Annotated in this window: 15 protein-coding genes; 11 read left to right on the plus strand and 4 right to left on the minus strand. The window is 68.7% G+C overall.

Annotated features, from left to right (window positions below; all coding sequences use genetic code 11):
• Positions 1-152 precede the first annotated feature (152 nt).
• The 5 genes from ABMY26_RS16865 (at position 153) to ABMY26_RS16885 (ending at position 5,036) form a co-directional block, all read left to right on the plus strand.
• Positions 153-776, plus strand: a complete 624-nt coding sequence (locus ABMY26_RS16865) for a LysE family translocator (RefSeq protein WP_372398361.1) — start codon at positions 153-155, stop codon at positions 774-776.
• A gap of 339 nt (positions 777-1,115) precedes the next feature.
• Positions 1,116-2,402 carry a 3-deoxy-D-manno-octulosonic acid transferase gene (locus tag ABMY26_RS16870; RefSeq protein WP_372398363.1) on the plus strand — a complete coding sequence of 429 codons (1,287 nt, stop codon included), beginning with the start codon at positions 1,116-1,118 and terminating at the stop codon, positions 2,400-2,402.
• Between the two features lie 42 nt (positions 2,403-2,444).
• The gene (lpxK, locus tag ABMY26_RS16875) at positions 2,445-3,449 is read left to right on the plus strand and encodes a tetraacyldisaccharide 4'-kinase (RefSeq protein ID WP_372398364.1); all 1,005 of its coding nucleotides are present in this window, start codon (positions 2,445-2,447) and stop codon (positions 3,447-3,449) included.
• Positions 3,433-4,329: a lauroyl acyltransferase gene (locus ABMY26_RS16880; protein ID WP_372398365.1), complete on the plus strand. Its 897-nt coding sequence runs from the start codon at positions 3,433-3,435 to the stop codon at positions 4,327-4,329. The genes lpxK and ABMY26_RS16880 overlap by 17 nt, the downstream gene beginning before the upstream one ends.
• Positions 4,330-4,373: 44 nt before the next feature.
• Complete coding sequence (locus ABMY26_RS16885; RefSeq protein WP_372398366.1) at positions 4,374-5,036, plus strand: LysE family translocator; 663 nt, start codon at positions 4,374-4,376, stop codon at positions 5,034-5,036.
• A gap of 45 nt (positions 5,037-5,081) precedes the next feature.
• Here the strand turns inward: ABMY26_RS16885 and ABMY26_RS16890 are convergent, their stop codons facing one another.
• Entirely contained in the window at positions 5,082-5,984 is a 903-nt protein-coding gene (locus tag ABMY26_RS16890) for a BglII/BstYI family type II restriction endonuclease (protein WP_372398367.1), read from the minus strand.
• 120 nt (positions 5,985-6,104) lie between these two features.
• Here ABMY26_RS16890 and ABMY26_RS16895 point away from each other — a divergent pair, with 120 nt between their 5' ends.
• The 5 genes from ABMY26_RS16895 (at position 6,105) to ABMY26_RS16915 (ending at position 13,028) form a co-directional block, all read left to right on the plus strand.
• Positions 6,105-9,212 (plus strand): response regulator, encoded by a 3,108-nt coding sequence (locus tag ABMY26_RS16895; protein WP_372398368.1) that lies wholly within the window; start codon positions 6,105-6,107, stop codon positions 9,210-9,212.
• A gap of 238 nt (positions 9,213-9,450) precedes the next feature.
• Entirely contained in the window at positions 9,451-10,302 is an 852-nt protein-coding gene (locus ABMY26_RS16900) for a nitrogen fixation protein FixA (RefSeq protein WP_372398369.1), read from the plus strand.
• Between the two features lie 25 nt (positions 10,303-10,327).
• A complete protein-coding gene (locus ABMY26_RS16905; RefSeq protein ID WP_372398370.1) occupies positions 10,328-11,407 on the plus strand; it encodes an electron transfer flavoprotein subunit alpha/FixB family protein in 1,080 nt (359 codons plus the stop codon).
• Between the two features lie 29 nt (positions 11,408-11,436).
• Entirely contained in the window at positions 11,437-12,738 is a 1,302-nt protein-coding gene (locus ABMY26_RS16910) for an FAD-dependent monooxygenase (protein WP_372398371.1), read from the plus strand.
• Positions 12,735-13,028 carry a ferredoxin family protein gene (locus tag ABMY26_RS16915; RefSeq protein WP_372398372.1) on the plus strand — a complete coding sequence of 98 codons (294 nt, stop codon included), beginning with the start codon at positions 12,735-12,737 and terminating at the stop codon, positions 13,026-13,028. Before ABMY26_RS16910 ends, ABMY26_RS16915 begins: the two co-directional genes overlap by 4 nt.
• A 120-nt stretch (positions 13,029-13,148) precedes the next feature.
• Here ABMY26_RS16915 and ABMY26_RS16920 read toward each other — a convergent pair whose 3' ends face one another.
• Positions 13,149-13,556: a response regulator gene (locus ABMY26_RS16920; protein WP_372398373.1), complete on the minus strand. Its 408-nt coding sequence runs from the start codon at positions 13,554-13,556 to the stop codon at positions 13,149-13,151.
• Positions 13,557-13,820: 264 nt separating this feature from the next.
• Here ABMY26_RS16920 and ABMY26_RS16925 point away from each other — a divergent pair, with 264 nt between their 5' ends.
• Entirely contained in the window at positions 13,821-14,123 is a 303-nt protein-coding gene (locus ABMY26_RS16925; protein WP_372398374.1) for a hypothetical protein, read from the plus strand.
• A 68-nt stretch (positions 14,124-14,191) separates the two neighbouring features.
• On the opposite strand, the gene nifW is transcribed toward ABMY26_RS16925, so the two are convergent.
• Together nifW and cysE are read right to left on the minus strand one after the other, a co-directional pair.
• Positions 14,192-14,527, minus strand: a complete 336-nt coding sequence (nifW, locus tag ABMY26_RS16930; protein ID WP_045581869.1) for a nitrogenase-stabilizing/protective protein NifW — start codon at positions 14,525-14,527, stop codon at positions 14,192-14,194.
• 13 nt (positions 14,528-14,540) lie between these two features.
• A complete protein-coding gene (gene cysE, locus ABMY26_RS16935) occupies positions 14,541-15,350 on the minus strand; it encodes a serine O-acetyltransferase (RefSeq protein WP_372399025.1) in 810 nt (269 codons plus the stop codon).
• Between the last annotated feature and the right edge of the window lie 93 nt (positions 15,351-15,443).

Raw genomic sequence — 15,443 nt, forward strand, 5'->3', positions numbered from 1 at the left:
GGGTGCCGCCGACACTGCGGCGGGGGAGGGGCTGGGGTGCGGTGCGGGGGTGGAATGGGAAAAGGCCGCCGGCCGTTCATGCTCCTTGGCGCCATCCCCGCTCCATGCTTTCCTTTTCCCGTAAGGTCGCCATCCGCCCGAGGTCTCCGTCCATGACCCCTGAATTCCTCGTCACCTCCCTCATCGTCGTCGCCTCGCCCGGGACGGGCGTGCTGCTGACGCTGGCCGCCGGGCTGTCGCGGGGCGCGCGGGCCAGCACGGTCACGGCGTTCGGCTGCACGCTGGGGATCGTGCCGCACATGGCGGCGGCGATGCTCGGGCTGGCGGCGCTGCTGCACACCAGCGCCGTCGCCTTCCAGGGGCTGAAGATTCTGGGCGTGCTCTATCTGCTCTACATGGCCTGGGCGACGCTGAGGGAGCAGGGGGCGCTGAGCGTCGCGGCGGATGGTGCAGAGGGGGCGCCGCCGCTGTCGGCCGGGCGGACGATCCTGCGGGCGGTGCTGGTCAATGTGCTGAACCCGAAGCTGTCGATCTTCTTCCTGGCCTTCCTGCCGCAGTTCGTCAGCGATGCCGATCCGCAGCCGCTCGCCCGCATGCTGGAACTCGGCGGCGTGTTCATGGCGCTGACCTTCGCGGTGTTCGCCGTCTACGGCCTGTTCGCCGCGGCGGTGCGCGACCGGGTGGTGTCGCGTCCGCGGGTGATGGCCTGGATGCGCCGCGGCTTCGCCGCCGCCTTCGCTGCGCTGGGCGCCAAGCTGGCGCTGGCCGAGCGGTGAGGCTGGGCGGCGCTTCCGTCCATGTTCCGGTGAGGATTTTCAGCCTGTGCTTAGCGGCTCCCATGCCCCCGTGATAGGAGGGAATGTCCGGTCTCCTGCTGCGTGGGGTGCCGAATGTCGCGGTGGTGGCGAGCCGGCGAATGGAACGGTGAACAGGGATGGGGAAAATGTTTCACCCGGTTTCAAATGTTCCATTGCTGCCTCCCTTGCCGCATCACCGCATCCCCATCGCACCGGCCATCTCCGCGTGCTAAGGTGCCGCCGGGCGCGCGGCCGGTGTTCCGTAACAGGGGGACCGGCAACGCGCCCGTTGTCGTACGTCTCCAGTTCCGGGCCTCGATGCTGCAATCCCTCTACCGTGGCCTGACGACCGTCGCCGGACCGGCGGTGCGCCTCTATCTCGACCGCCGCCGCGCCGCCGGCAAGGAAGACCCCGCGCGCCAGGCCGAGCGGTTCGGCATGCCCTCGCACCCGCGGCCGGCCGGCCCGCTGGTATGGATCCATGCCGCCAGCGTGGGCGAGGCGAACTCGGTCCTGGTGCTGGTCGGCCGGCTGCTCGAGGCGGCGCCCGAGCTCAGCGTGCTGATGACCACCGGCACCGTCACCTCGGCCGAGCTGATGGGGCGGCGGCTGCCGGCGCGCGCCATCCACCAATATATCCCGGTCGACCTGCCCGACGCGGTGGACCGCTTCCTCGACCATTGGCGGCCCGATGCCGTGCTGTGGACGGAATCGGAGATCTGGCCGAACCTGCTGGCCGGCATCCGCTCCCGTGCCGTTCCGGCAGCCCTGGTCAATGCCCGCATGTCCGAGCGCAGCTTCGGGCGCTGGCGCAACGCGCCGGGCCTGATCGGCGGGCTGCTGTCCACCTTCCAGGTCACGCTTGCCCAGACGGAGGGCGATGCGGAGCGGCTGCGCCGGCTGGGGGCGGCCGGCGTCGCCAGCGTCGGCAACCTGAAATTCTCCGCCGAGCCGCCGCCCGCTGCGGACGGGGCGATGGAGCCGCTGCGCGCCGCCCTGGACGGCCGGCTGGTCTGGCTGCTCGCCAGCTCCCACCCGGGGGAGGACGAGATCGCCGCGGCGGTGCATGCCTCGCTGGCGCCGGCATTGCCCGGCCTGCTGACCGTCATCGTTCCCCGCCATGCCCACCGGGGGGAGGCCGTCGCCGAACTGATGCGGGCGCGCGGGCTGTCGGTGCTGCAGCGGACCGGGGAACTGCTGCTGCCGCGGCCGGACCATGCCGTCTATGTCGCCGACACGATGGGGGAACTGGGCCTGTTCTACCGCGCCGCGCCGGTGGTGTGCATGGGCGGTTCCTTCATTCCCCATGGCGGGCAGAACCCGGTGGAGCCGGCGCAGCTCGGCTGCGCGGTGCTCTATGGCCCGCACATGTTCAATTTCGGCGAGATCACCCACAAGCTGGAGGCGGCCGGCGGCGCCCTGCCGGTGGCGGACGGCGACGCCCTGACCCGCGAGACCCGCCGGCTGCTGACCGACGACCGGGCGCGCGAACGCATCGTCGCGGGCGCGGCACGGGTGACGGCGGACAACCGGCGGATCATCGACCGGGCGCTGGGGGCGCTGTCGCCGGTGCTGGGCGCCGCCGGCATCCGGACGGCCGCCTGAGGGAAGCCTTGCCTGTGAAGACTTTGCCGTGAAGACGTCGCCGTGAAGACCCCAGCCTTCTGGTATCGGCCGCCCGGCCTCGTCTCGGCCCTGCTCGCGCCGTTGGGGGCTCTGTATGGGCTGGCGGGCCGGCGGCGGATCGCCGGAACGGTGCCGCGCCGGGTCGGGGCGCCGGTCGTCTGCGTCGGCAATCTGGTGGCGGGCGGCGCCGGCAAGACGCCGGTTGGGCTGGCGCTGATCGCCGCATTGCGGGAGCGCGGCGTCCGCGTCCATGCCCTGACCCGCGGCCATGGCGGGCGGCAGGCCGGCCCCCTGCCGGTCGATCCGGCCCGCCACACCCCGGCGGATGTCGGTGACGAGGCGCTGCTGCTGGCCGAGGCCGCCCCCTGCTGGGTGGCGCGCGACCGCGTTGCGGGTGCCGGGCGGGCGGTGGCCGCCGGGGCCGGGATCATCGTGATGGACGATGGCTTCCAGAACCCGGCCCTGCACAAGGATCTGGCGCTGATCGTCGCCGACGGCGCCGTCGGCTTCGGCAACGGCCGGTTGGTCCCGGCGGGCCCCCTGCGCGAACGGGTGGCCGACGGGCTGGCCCGTGCCGACGCGCTGGTGATCCTGGGCGAGGACCGGCATGGACTGGCGGCGCTGGCCGGTGGGCGGCCGGTGCTGCATGGCTGGCTGGAGCCCGATCCGCAGGCCGCCGCCGGGCTGGCCGGCCGCGAGCTGCTGGCCTTCGCCGGCATCGGCAGGCCGGAGAAGTTCTTCGCCACGCTTGAGGCGCTCGGCGCCCGCGTGGCGGAGCGGGTGGCCTTCGCCGACCATCATCCCTACCGCCCGGCCGAGGTCGCGGCCCTGATCGACCGTGCCGCCGCGCTGGGGGCTCTGCCCGTCACCACCGCCAAGGACGCCGTGCGGCTGCCGCCGGACCTGCGGGGACAGGTGCGCGTGCTGCCGGTGTCGGTGCGCTGGGCACCGGACGGGGCGGAGGCGTTGGCCGCCCTGCTGGACCCGTTGCTGCTGAAAGGAAAGCCCGATGGCGAAGCCGCGTAGCCCGTTCCGGCAATGGCTGACCCGCCATGTCGGCTATCCGCTGGAAGGGATGCTGGTCCATGGCGTCAATGCTCTGTTCGGTGCGCTGCCGCTCGACCGCGCGTCGGCGCTGGGCGGACGGATCGCGCGGACGGTGGGGCCGTGGCTGCCAGGGGACGCCCGCGCCCGCCGCAACCTGACCCGTGCCTTTCCCGAGAAGCCGAAGGCGGAGATCGACGCGATCCTGCAGGACATGTGGGACAATCTCGGCCGTACCGTCGCCGAATATCCGCATCTGGAGCAGATCGGCCGCGAACGGGTGGAGTTGGTCGGCATCGAGCATGTCGACGCGTTGCGCGAGGATGGGCGTGCCGGCATCGTGGTTTCCGGCCATCTCGCCAACTGGGAGGTGCAGTCCGTCATCGCCCGCCTGAATGGGCTGGAGGTGGGGGTGGTCTACCGGGCGCCCAACAACCCGATCGTCGGCAAATTGCTGGTGAAGCTGCGCGGGGCCGCGACCGACACCCATATCCCGAAGGGGCCGGACGGTGCCCGCCTCCTGTTGCGATACCTTTCGAAGGGCGGCCATGTCGGCATGCTGATCGACCAGAAGATGAACGACGGCATCCCGATCCCCTTCTTCGGCCGCGATGCGATGACCGCGCCGGCAGCCGCCCTTCTTGGCATGAAGCTGAAGCTGCCACTGTGCGCAGCCCGGACCGAGCGGTTGGAGGGCGCCCGTTTCCGCTACACCATCCTGCCGCCGGAGGCATACCCGACCAGCGGCGACCGCAACGCCGATGCGCGGATTGTGATGGAACGGCTGAGCCGCCTGCTGGAGGATTGGATTCGCGAAAGGCCGGCGCAATGGCTGTGGATCCATCGCCGCTGGCCCGACTGACGCCCGACTGTCCGTTTCACCGTTCATCCGAAGGTCCGCCTGCGATGCCGCTGCCGCTCGACCCCCATCTGCTGCAACTCTATCTGGTCGCCGTCTGCGTGCTGGTCCTGGCGCCGGGACCGGATTCGCTGCTGGTGCTGACCCGCAGCATCGCCGACGGGCGGCAGGCCGGGGTGGTTGCGACCCTGGGCATCTGCGTCGGCAACACCGTCCATTCGCTGCTGGCCGCCGCCGGCATCTCCGCCCTGATCGCGGCGTCGTCCGCCCTGTTCGACCTGCTGCGCTATGCCGGCGGCGCCTATCTGGCCTGGATCGGCCTGCGGTCGCTGTGGAGCGTCTGGGCCAGCCGCGGCCGGCCGGCGGATGCCGTGGCGGCGGTTCCGGCCCCGGCCCCGGCCGGGCGGGTGTTCGTCCAGGCGCTGGCCACCAACCTGCTGAACCCGAAGGTCATCCTGTTCCAGCTGGCCTTCGTGCCGCAATTCATCGCCCCGGCGCTGGGCCATGTCGCCTTGCAGACCTTCATCCTCGGCAACATCATCTCGGTGGCCGGAGGCGTCTATCTGGTCGGCATCGCCGCCCTCAGTGCCGGGGCCGCCCGCCGCGTGCTCGCCAGTCCGCGGGTGCGCACTGCGCTCGACGCCGTTGCCGGGGTGCTGTTCCTCGGCTTCGCGTTGCGGCTGCTGCTGACGGACCGCAAGTTCGCATAAGGGACCGGCATAGGGGATTGGGCGAGGGGGATTGGGCGAGGGGGCTCACCACAGATCCTCCTCGTCCTCCGCCCCGGTGTCGACGTCGAAGGTGACGGCCTGGCGGACCACCGGGTGGCTGTCCTTCCATTCCTCGAAATCCGATACCAGCGCCGGACGGATGCCCAGCGCCAGCACCGGGCAGCCGCCGCCGCGGCCGGCATCCAGCCGGTACAGCAGCTTCTTCATCCAGGTGGTGCTGGCGCCGTACTTGTTCTGGAAATTCTTCATCTCCACCCGCCGCGCCACCTCGGTGAAGAGCGGGATCAGCTCGGCGCTGCGGGTCAGCAGGACGCCGGCGCTGACGATGCCGCACTCGTAGAAGGTGCGGGCGGCGTAGAGGTCGCGGTCGAAGGTCTGGTCCTTGCTGTTCCATTCCAGGTCGAAGGACACGCGCCCCTTCACGAAGTCGATCTTGTGCCCGTCGATGAAGCCGTTGACCTTGTAAAGCTCCTCGCGCTGGCGCTGCTCGGTCACCGTCTGGCCGCGGTTCTTGCCGGCGACGCGGCGCTTTTCCTCGTGCGTCACGATCATCTTGGTGATGAACAGGTCGCCGCGGATGCGCGTCTCGTTCCAGCCCAGCGGATTCAGCATCCGCTCCATCGTCTTGGCGATCTGCGACTTGTTCCCGCCCGACGCGACGATGTCCTCGGTGCGGATGCGGAACTCCATCAGCCTTTCGGTGATCTCGCGGAATTCGGCGGTGCAGGCATGGGCCAGGATGCGGGCGGCGTTGCGGTAGCTGTGCACCTCGTACAGGTCGAGGAAGCCCGGCGGGAACAGGTCGCCCAGGTCGGGATCCCGCGCCTCGATCAGCGGGGCCTTGTCATGGATGCAGGCAAGCAGGTTCATCGGGACACGGGCGCCGGGGTGGAAAACGGCGCCACCATGGCGGTTGCGGCCGCGCAAATCCACCCTTTCCGCAAGATCGGAGGTGCCGTCACGAACTGGCGGGCATTCCGGCACCTATGGTAAGGTCGACGCTCGCCGGGGTGGAAAGACGCGCGTCGAACGCGCCAAGGGACCGTGATGAGCGACGAATTCCTGTTCGCGGAGGAGGAGCCTGCGGCCGAAGCGGTGGCGGAGGCTGCCGAACCGGCCGAGCCCTGGCTGATCCTGATCGTCGACGACGACCCGGCCATCCACGCCACAACCAAGATGGTGCTGCGCGGCTTCGCCTTCGAAGGCCGGCCGGCGCAGTTCCTCTCGGCCGCCACCGCGGCGGAGGCCCGCGGGGTGCTGCGCGACAACCCGGCCATCGCGGTGATCCTGCTCGACGTCGTGATGGAATCGGACGATGCCGGCTTGCGGCTGGTCCGCTACATCCGCAGCGAGCTGGACAACCGCCGCGTCCGCATCATCCTGCGCACCGGCCAGCCGGGGCAGGCGCCGGAACGCGATGTCATCCTCAGCTACGACATCAACGACTACAAGTCGAAGACCGAGCTGACGGCGCAAAAGCTGTTCACCTCCGTCGTCGCGGCGCTGCGCGGCTACCAGGACATCACCGCGATCGAGGACCACCGCGAGGGGCTGGAGCGCATCCTGGACGCCTCCTCCGCCCTGCTCGGCAAGCGGACGATGGCGGAGTTCATGCGCCATGCCGTGGCGCAGATCGTCGGCGTCTGTCCGCCGGGCGACGGGGTGGCGCTGGTCGGCCGGCTGTGCGACGGACTGCAGCCGGGCGAGCCGCTGGTGCTGGGCGGCGCCGGCCGCCATGCCGGGATGGAGGGGACGCCGCTGGTCCTGGCCCTGCCGGCCGAGGCGGTGCAGGCGGTGACGGCGGCGCTTGCCGATGGCCGCAACCGCTACGAGCGCGGGTACAGCGTGCTGGTCTTCCGCTCCGCCACCCGGCGTCACGACACCGTGGTCTATCTGGGCCATGGCCGCGCGCCGACCGCCGACGAGCGCCGGCTGCTTGAGGTGTTCTGCGCCAAGGTCGCCATCGGCTTCGACAATGCGCATCTCTACGAGGAGCTGACCGAACTGAACCGCAGCCTGGAGCGCCAGGTCGCCGACCGGACCCACGATCTGGTGGCGGCACGCGAGGCGGCGGAGGCGGCGCGGCGGGAGGCGGAAGCGGCCAACCAGGCGAAATCGCTGTTCCTGGCGACCATGAGCCACGAGATCCGCACGCCCATGAACGGTATCCAGGGCATGCTGGAGCTGCTGGAGCACACCAGCCTGACCGGCGACCAGCGCGAACTGGTCGGCGTTGTGCGGGACTCGGCTGGTGCGCTGCTGACCATCATCAACGACATCCTCGATTTTTCGAAGATCGAGGCCGGACGGCTGGATCTGGAGCGGGTTCCGGTTTCGCTGGCGGCCGTGGTGGAGGGGGTGGCCGACACGCTGGCTCCGGCTGCGCGGGACAAGGGGCTGTCGCTGGTCACCTATGTCGATCCCGACCTGCCGGCGGCGGTTCTTGGCGACCCGGTGCGCATCCGGCAGGTCCTGGTCAATCTGGTCGGCAACGCGGTGAAGTTCACCCAGTCGGGTTCGGTGACCGTGCGGGTGGGACTGGCGCGCTTCGACGTCGACCGTGTCACCATCCGGATGGCGGTGACGGACACCGGAATCGGCATCTCGGCGGAAAACCAGATCCGCCTGTTCCGCCCCTTCACCCAGGCCGAGGCATCGACCACCCGGCGTTTCGGCGGCACTGGGCTGGGGCTGTCGATCTGCCGGCGGCTGGCCGAGCTGATGGGTGGCGACATCGGCGTCACCAGCGAGCTGGATGCCGGCTCCACCTTCTGGTTCACCTTCGCCGCCGATCTGGTCCCGGTCGAGGCGGAGTCCGCCGGGGCGGCATGGGCGCCGCTGCAGGGCGTGACCGTCCTGCTGCTGGCGGCGGACGCGGAGGAGCGCGGCTTCCTTGCCCGGTACCTCAACAGCGACGGTGCCCAGGTTGTCGAGGCGGCGGACGGCGGCGCGGCGCTCCGCATCCTGCTGCCGAACGCCGCCTGCGACGTGCTGGTTTCCACCATGGGCACCGATGTCGCGGATCTGGACGGCGACCCGCGCGGGCGGGTGCGCGGGCGCGTGCTGATCGGCAGCGCGATGAATGGCGGCGATGCGGCGGCGGATGCGAGGACGGTGTCCCTCAGCCGGCCGGTGCGGCGTGCCGGGCTGGCGCGCGCCGTTCTGACTGCCGCCGGGCGGGCGGGGGAGGGCGGCCGCATCGATCCCGCTCCGGCCCCCGAACCGGCAGCCCCCGCCGCCGGCCGGCGCCGCCGGCCGTCCGTGGAGGAGGCGCGGGCCAGGGGCCGCCTGATCCTGGTGGCGGAGGACCATCCGACCAACCGGCAGGTCATCCAGCGTCAGTTGACCCTGCTCGGCCATGCGATGGAGACGGCGGAGGATGGTGTCCAGGCGCTGGCGCTGTGGCGGGCCGGCGGACACGGCCTGCTGCTGACCGACTGCCAGATGCCGGAGATGGACGGTATGGAGCTGGCCCACAGCATCCGGGCAGCGGAGGCGGCAGCCGGTGGCGGCACGCGGCTGCCGATCGTCGCGATCACCGCCAACGCGACGGAGAACGAGGCGCAGCAGTGCCTGTCCGCAGGGATGGACGGCACGCTGGCGAAGCCGGTCAGCCTCGCCGACCTGCGCCGGGTGCTCGACCGTTACCTGCCGGCGCCTGACTGTAGCGAAGACGACTGTAGCGAAGATGGCTGCGGCGAAGATGGCTGGGGGGAAGGTTTGCCCGACGATGCGGCGCCCGGCGATACCCCCCTTGCGGCCGATCCGCAGTTGGATGATGGATCGATGGCCGCCGCTCATGAGAACGCCATCCCGAGGGCTAGCCTGCCGCCGCTCGACATCGGGGCGCTGACCGCGCTGTTCGACGGCGATGCGGAGTTCGTTCGGCATCTGCTGGGCGAGTTCGTCACCTCCAACCGCGCCTCCCATCGCTGGCTGGCCGATGCCTTGGCCGGGGAGATCTGGGACGAGGTGCGGCAGGCGTCGCACAAGCTGGCAGGGTCCTCGCGCACCGTCGGCGCCCGCGACCTTGCCGACGCCGCCGCCGAGGTCGAACTGGCGGTGATCGACCGCCGGCTGGACGGCATCGCCACCCTGGTCGCCCGTGTCGGCACCGAGCTGGACCACGTCGTCGCCCATATCGAAGCCGGTTGATCCCGCCCGCCGGACAGCTGTAGCGAAACCGACACGACCGCCGGCTTGTCGCCTTTGCGACAAGGTCACGGTGCATCGCATCTCCTGAAAATCCCGTTTGATTCCAGACTGTTGGGTGTCGCCGTGCCGACTGGCACGGCGCTTGCTGTTCTGGGGTGTCCGCCGGCTCCGGGCCGGTGCCCCACCCAAACGCGTCCACCCAAACACGCACAGCCCAGCGGCAGTCAAGGAGAACGGGATGCACATCGTCGTCTGTATCAAGCAGGTGCCCGACAGCGCCCAGATCCGCATCCATCCCGTGACCAACACGATCATGCGGCAGGGCGTCCCGGCCATCATCAACCCGTTCGACCTGTTCTCGCTGGAAGAGGCGTTGCGGCTGAAGGACAAGGTGGGCGCGCGCGTCACGGTGCTGACCATGGGTCCGCCGATGGCGGAGGCCTCGCTGCGCAAGGCACTGTCGCTGGGCGCCGACGACGCCGTGCTGCTGACCGACCGCAAGTTCGCCGGTTCCGACACGCTGGCGACCTCCTACGCGCTGACCTCCGCCATCCAGAAGCTGGCGGAGGAGGAGCCGGTCGACATCGTCTTCTGCGGCAAGCAGACGGTCGACGGCGACACCGCGCAGGTCGGCCCCGGCATCGCCACCCGGCTGGGCTTCGAACAGCTGACCTACATCACGAAGATCGAGGATCTGGACATCGCCTCCAAGGAGATCGTGGTGCAGCGCCGGTCCGAAGGCGGCGTGCAGGTGCTGAAGACCCGGCTGCCCTGCATGATCACTATGCTGGAAGGCACCAACACCATCCGCTTCGGCAAGATGGACGATCTGTTCCGTGCCGCCCGCTACGACCTGAAGACCTGGAGCCGCGATTTCACCGGTGCCGAGGAGGGCCGCGTCGGCCTGAAGGGCTCGCCGACCGTGGTGTCGAAGGTCTTCGTACCGAAGCCGCGCGCCGAGAAGGCCAGGATGATCGTGGCCGACACCGACACCCCCGATGCGCAGGCCGCCGCCGCCATCGACGCCATCTTCGGCGCCCAGCCGAAGCTGGCCGACGATTTGCTCGCCCGCGCCGCGGCCGGGCTTTGACGATCCATCCGCGGGAGACCCGACGATGAGCGAACCGAGCAAGCCCCAGGGCCGCAAGTTCCAGCTTCCCGAACACCTGAAGGTTTACCAGAACGTCTGGGTGATCGTGGAGCAGGAGCGCGGCATCGTCCACTCCGTGTCGCTGGAACTGCTGGGCGAGGCCCGCAAGCTGGCCGACAAGCTGGGCGTGGAGGTCGGCGCCGTGGTTCTGGGCGCCGAGAGTCCCGACCTGAACCGCATCTGCGGCGACGCCATCGGCTATGGCGCCGACATCGTCTACAAGGTGACCGACCCGGCGCTGGCCGACTACCGCACCGATCCCTATTGCCGGGTCATGACCGACGTCGTGAACACCCACAAGCCGGAGATCGTGCTGCTGGGCGCCACCACGCTGGGCCGCGACCTCGCCGGCGCCATTGCCACCACGCTGGCAACCGGCCTGACCGCCGATTGTACGGAACTGGACATCTACGCCGACAACCGCTCGCTGGCCGCCACCCGGCCGACCTTCGGCGGCACGCTGCTCTGCACCATCCAGACGCTGGCCTACCGGCCGCAGATGGCGACGGTGCGCCCGCGGGTCATGGCGATGCCGGCGCGCGACGACGCCCGCACCGGCCGCGTCATCGAGATCCAGCCCGACCTGCGCGAAGAGGACATCGTCACCAAGGTCCTGAACTTCATCGCCGACCGCGAACAGAACGAGGCGCAGCTCGCCTTCGCCGACATCATCGTGTCGGCCGGCAAGGGGCTGGGCAAGGTCGAGAACATGAAGCTGGTGTTCGATCTGGCCAAGGTGCTGGGGGCCGAGGTCGGCGTGACCCGGCCGCTGGTGCAGGCCGGCTGGGCCACCAACGACCGTCAGGTCGGGCAGACCGGCAAGACGGTGCGTCCGAAGCTCTACATCGCCGCCGGCATTTCCGGCGCCATCCAGCATCGCGTCGGCATGGAGAAGTCCGACCTGATCCTGGCGATCAACACCGATCCCAACGCGACGATCTTCGACTTCGCCCATCTCGGGCTGGTCGGCGACGCGCTGAAGATCCTGCCGGCGCTGACCGATGCCTTCGGCCGCCGCCTGTCCGTCAACCGCATGGCCGGCTGACCGCCGGACGCGATAAGGAGCCTGTCGACATGGTCGAAAAGTTCGACGCCATCGTCATCGGTGCCGGTCCGTCCGGCAACGCCGCCACCTACACGCTGGCCAAGCAGGGATTGAAGGTCCTGCAGCTCGAGCGCGGCGAATATCCCGGCGCCAAGAACGTCCAGGGCGGCATCATGTACTCGCATGAGCTGGAGAAGATCATCCCGGACTTCCGGGAGGATTGCCCGACGGAACGCCACATCATCGAACAGCGGGTCTGGCTGCTGGGCGACGACAGCTATGTCGGCACCAACTACCGGTCGGAAGCCTTCAACACCGACAAGCCGAACCGCTACACCATCATCCGCGCCAACATCGACAAATGGTGGGGCGAGCAGATCCGCAAGGTCGGCGGCCTGCAGATTTGCGAGACCACGGTGACCGAGCTGATCCGCGACGCGTCCGGCAAGGTGACCGGCGTGCGCACCGACCGTGAGGGCGGCGAGATCCACGCCGATGTCGTCATCATGGCCGATGGCGTCAACGCCCTGCTGGCCAAGCGTGCCGGCCTCCAGACCGAAGCGGCGCCGGAAAACGTGGCGCTGGCGGTCAAGGAAATCCTCTTCATCGATCCGGAGCTGATCCAGCAGCGCTTCGGCGTCAAGGAGGACGAAGGCGTCGTCATCGAGATCATGGGCAAGGTGACCAAGGGGATGGTCGGCACCGCCTTCCTCTACACCAACAAGGAATCGCTGACGATCGGCATCGGCTGCCTGATCTCCGACTTCAAGAACGGCGATTGCCCGCCCTACAAGATGCTGGAGGATCTGAAGAAGCATCCGGTCATCAAGCCGCTGATCGAAGGCGCCGAGATGAAGGAATATGCCGCCCACATGATCCCGGAAGGCGGCTACAAGGCGGTTCCGCAGCTCTACGGCGACGGCTGGATGGTGGTCGGCGACGCCGCCCACTTCAACAACGCCGCCCACCGCGAGGGCTCCAACCTCGCCATGGCCTCGGGCCGGATGGCGGCGGAGACGGTGCTCGAGCTGAAGGCGGCCGGCAAGTCCTTCTCCGCGGCCAATCTGGCGACCTACAAGAAGAAGCTCGACGACAGCTTCATCATGAAGGATCTGAAGAAGTATCGCGAGCTGCCCGGCATCATGCACGGCAACAAGCAGTTCTTCGGCGCCTATCCCGACGAAATCACCGCGGCGGCCCACAACTGGTTCACCGTGGACAGCGTCGACAAGAAGTCGAAGGAAAAGCAGATCATGAAGTCCTTCGTCAAGCGCCGCTCGGTGATGGGACTGGTCGGTGACGCAATCAAGCTGGTGAGGGCCGTGCGATGAGCATCATGGTGAAGGTCGAAGAGAAGCTCTATCAGAACCGCTACATCGTCGATGAAAGCCGGCCGCACATCCAGATCAAGAGCGAGGAGACCTGCAAGAGCTGCGACAAGCAGGCCTGCACCTTCTGCTGCCCGGCCGCCTGCTACAGCAAGAACGAAGCCGGTTCGGTGACGCTCGTCACCGACGGCTGCCTGGAATGCGGAACCTGCCGGGTCGTTTGCCAGGACAAGGGCAACATCGCCTGGGACTATCCGCGCGGCGGCTACGGCATCAGCTACAAGTTCGGCTGACCGTCCCGGCTTCCGGGTCCCCAGCCTCGAACGGCCTCCGCGCGGCGACGCGCGGGGGCCTTTTCGTCTGCGTCTTGTTTGGATCTTGTTTGGAGGCAGGGAGGAGACGAAGGCCGTCCGCTATGCCCGGCGCCCGAGTTGCAGCGCCGCCTGGTTCAGTGCCCGCTGGAGCTCAGCGGGGAAATAGGGCTTGCGGACGAAGCCGAAGGGTTCGCAATCGGCGGCCCGGTGCCGCGTTTCGGCATCGGCGAAGGCCGAGGTGAAGATGCAGCGCGTGCCGGCATGCGCACGGATGGCTGCGGCTGCCTCGATCCCGTCGCGGGTGCCGCGCAGGCGGATGTCCATCATCACGACATCGGGATGCAACCGTTCCGCAGCCTCGACCGCGTCCTCGGCGTTGTCCTCGATGCCGACGACGGCGAAGCCGAGCATCCCGAGGATCTCCTCCAATGCCATGGCGGCGAGGCTTTCATCTTCGACGATGAGGATCCGCAGGGGAGGGTCGGTGTCGGATGTGGGATCGTTCATATTGATTGCGTGCATGCTGTCACAGCGATTCTACAGAAGCATCGCAGGGCGCGAACCCAAAAACGCAGGGTTATGACCAATGGTGCAGTCTGCGCCGAACGCATGGGTCGCACCGGCACAGGGCTTGTTTTTGAGCGGCCTCGCGCACCATCTTTGGTCCATGGCTGTTTTCGCAATCGAATCCTGCCGTTCCGCACCGTTTCCCGGCCCCTGTTTTCTGGGCCGGCCGGCGGAGCGGCACCCTTGGCCATGAGGAGACCGGCGATGGACCTGCGTGTCTGTTTTGAAAACATGGAAAGCGTCAACGTCAACGACGCGACGATGATGAAGCATTACGCCAAGAGCTATCTGGCGGATTTCGACCCGGAATGGGCTGGGTTCATCATGCTTCCCCATGACGAGACGATGCGTGCGACGATGGAGCCCGCCTGGCAGGTGCTGATCCGCGACGCCACGCCGCGCAAGGAACAGGATCTGCTGCGCTACATCGACGACAACCCGATGGCGGCGTATCACGTCCACGTCTACCGCCGCGACACCGGTCCGAACGAGGTCAAGATCCACTGACGGCGAAAGGGGGGCGCCCGGCGCCCCCCTTCGCTGGCGGGAAATCGGTGAGGATCGGTGCCGGCGGCTCAGCCGACCGGCGAACCCAGCAGGCTGTCCAGCGGCACGAAGCGGTCGGCCATCTTGCGCGCCTCCTCCTTGTGGACCTTGAAGGTCTTCTCGGCGATGGCGTTGGAGACGACGAAGTCCAGGTAGGCGCGCTCCAGATGGACGCGGTAGCGGGACGACATGCCGTCATCGTCCAGGCCTTCCATGCCGCCATCGGCCGACAGGTAGTCGTGGAACCGCTGCAGGATGTGCAGCCGGTTCACATTCACCACGCGTTGGTCGTAGGTGACGTGGAAATAGCGCAGGAAGTCTTCCGCGGTTTCCAGATCGTCGAGGTCGTCGGTGAACTCGCTCATCGTCGAAGGCTCCTCACGCGTTCTGCTGGGTGGAAGGGGAGGGGCTGCACCCCTCCTGGTCGCAGATGTTGCCGCAGGAACTGCAGGCGACACCGTCCAAACGTATATCGCTCAGCCGAATTTCCGAAAGACGGACATTCGTATCACCGATCCGTGACAATCCCGTTGCGGTCTCGGCCGCGGCATGGGCTTCCAGCCGGGCTTCGATGCGGTTGATGTGGTCGATCAGGCAGGCGATCGCCCGGCCGACCGGGTCGGGCATCAGGTGGTGTTCCAGGTCGATGCCGTGGTCGGACAGCTGGCGCTGGGTTTCCGGCCGGACCACCCGGCCGGGAATGCCGACCACGGTCATGCCGGGCGGCACCGGCTTGGTCACCACGGAATTGGCGCCGACCCGCGCGTTGGCGCCCACCGTGATCGGCCCCAGGATCTTGGCCCCGGCCCCGACCAGCACGCCGTCCATCAGCGTCGGATGGCGCTTGCCCTTGTTCCAGGACGTGCCGCCCAGCGTCACCCCATGATAGAGCGTGACGTCGTCGCCGACCTCCGCAGTCTCGCCGACCACGACGCCGGCGCCATGGTCGATGAAGAAGCGGCGGCCGATGGTGGCGCCGGGATGGATGTCGATGTTGGTCAGCGCCCGGGCCAGATAGGACAGGAAGCGGGCCGGCCAGCGCAATCCCCGACGCCAGGCGGCGTTGGCGAAGCGGTACATCACCAGCGCATGGATGCCGGGATAGCAGGTCAGCACGTCGAAGAGGTTGCGCGCCGCCGGATCGCGGTCGAACACGCAGGCGACGTCCTCGCGCAGCAGGGCGACGATGCCGGGGGCGGTCATCGCGTCCCTCCCCGCCGGGCCAGTGGCCGGCGCGGTGGCCGGATCGGCGTCGATTGCTGACATGCCTCAGCCCTCCCG

It is taken from the genome of Azospirillum sp. HJ39, assembly GCF_041507355.1.
GTDB lineage: Bacteria > Pseudomonadota > Alphaproteobacteria > Azospirillales > Azospirillaceae > Azospirillum > Azospirillum thiophilum.

What these genes read in the sequence shown, in the direction of transcription:
- ABMY26_RS16885 (WP_372398366.1), top strand. Translation starts at nt 4,374, where the DNA reads ATGCCGCTGCCGCTCGACCCCCATCTGCTGCAACTCTATCTGGTCGCC.
- ABMY26_RS16870 (WP_372398363.1), top strand. Translation starts at nt 1,116, where the DNA reads ATGCTGCAATCCCTCTACCGTGGCCTGACGACCGTCGCCGGACCGGCG.
- ABMY26_RS16925 (WP_372398374.1), top strand. Translation starts at nt 13,821, where the DNA reads ATGGACCTGCGTGTCTGTTTTGAAAACATGGAAAGCGTCAACGTCAAC.
- ABMY26_RS16895 (WP_372398368.1), top strand. Translation starts at nt 6,105, where the DNA reads ATGAGCGACGAATTCCTGTTCGCGGAGGAGGAGCCTGCGGCCGAAGCG.
- ABMY26_RS16900 (WP_372398369.1), top strand. Translation starts at nt 9,451, where the DNA reads ATGCACATCGTCGTCTGTATCAAGCAGGTGCCCGACAGCGCCCAGATC.
- ABMY26_RS16880 (WP_372398365.1), top strand. Translation starts at nt 3,433, where the DNA reads ATGGCGAAGCCGCGTAGCCCGTTCCGGCAATGGCTGACCCGCCATGTC.
- nifW (WP_045581869.1), bottom strand. Translation starts at nt 14,527, where the DNA reads ATGAGCGAGTTCACCGACGACCTCGACGATCTGGAAACCGCGGAAGAC.
- ABMY26_RS16920 (WP_372398373.1), bottom strand. Translation starts at nt 13,556, where the DNA reads ATGAACGATCCCACATCCGACACCGACCCTCCCCTGCGGATCCTCATC.
- ABMY26_RS16905 (WP_372398370.1), top strand. Translation starts at nt 10,328, where the DNA reads ATGAGCGAACCGAGCAAGCCCCAGGGCCGCAAGTTCCAGCTTCCCGAA.
- ABMY26_RS16865 (WP_372398361.1), top strand. Translation starts at nt 153, where the DNA reads ATGACCCCTGAATTCCTCGTCACCTCCCTCATCGTCGTCGCCTCGCCC.
- ABMY26_RS16915 (WP_372398372.1), top strand. Translation starts at nt 12,735, where the DNA reads ATGAGCATCATGGTGAAGGTCGAAGAGAAGCTCTATCAGAACCGCTAC.
- ABMY26_RS16910 (WP_372398371.1), top strand. Translation starts at nt 11,437, where the DNA reads ATGGTCGAAAAGTTCGACGCCATCGTCATCGGTGCCGGTCCGTCCGGC.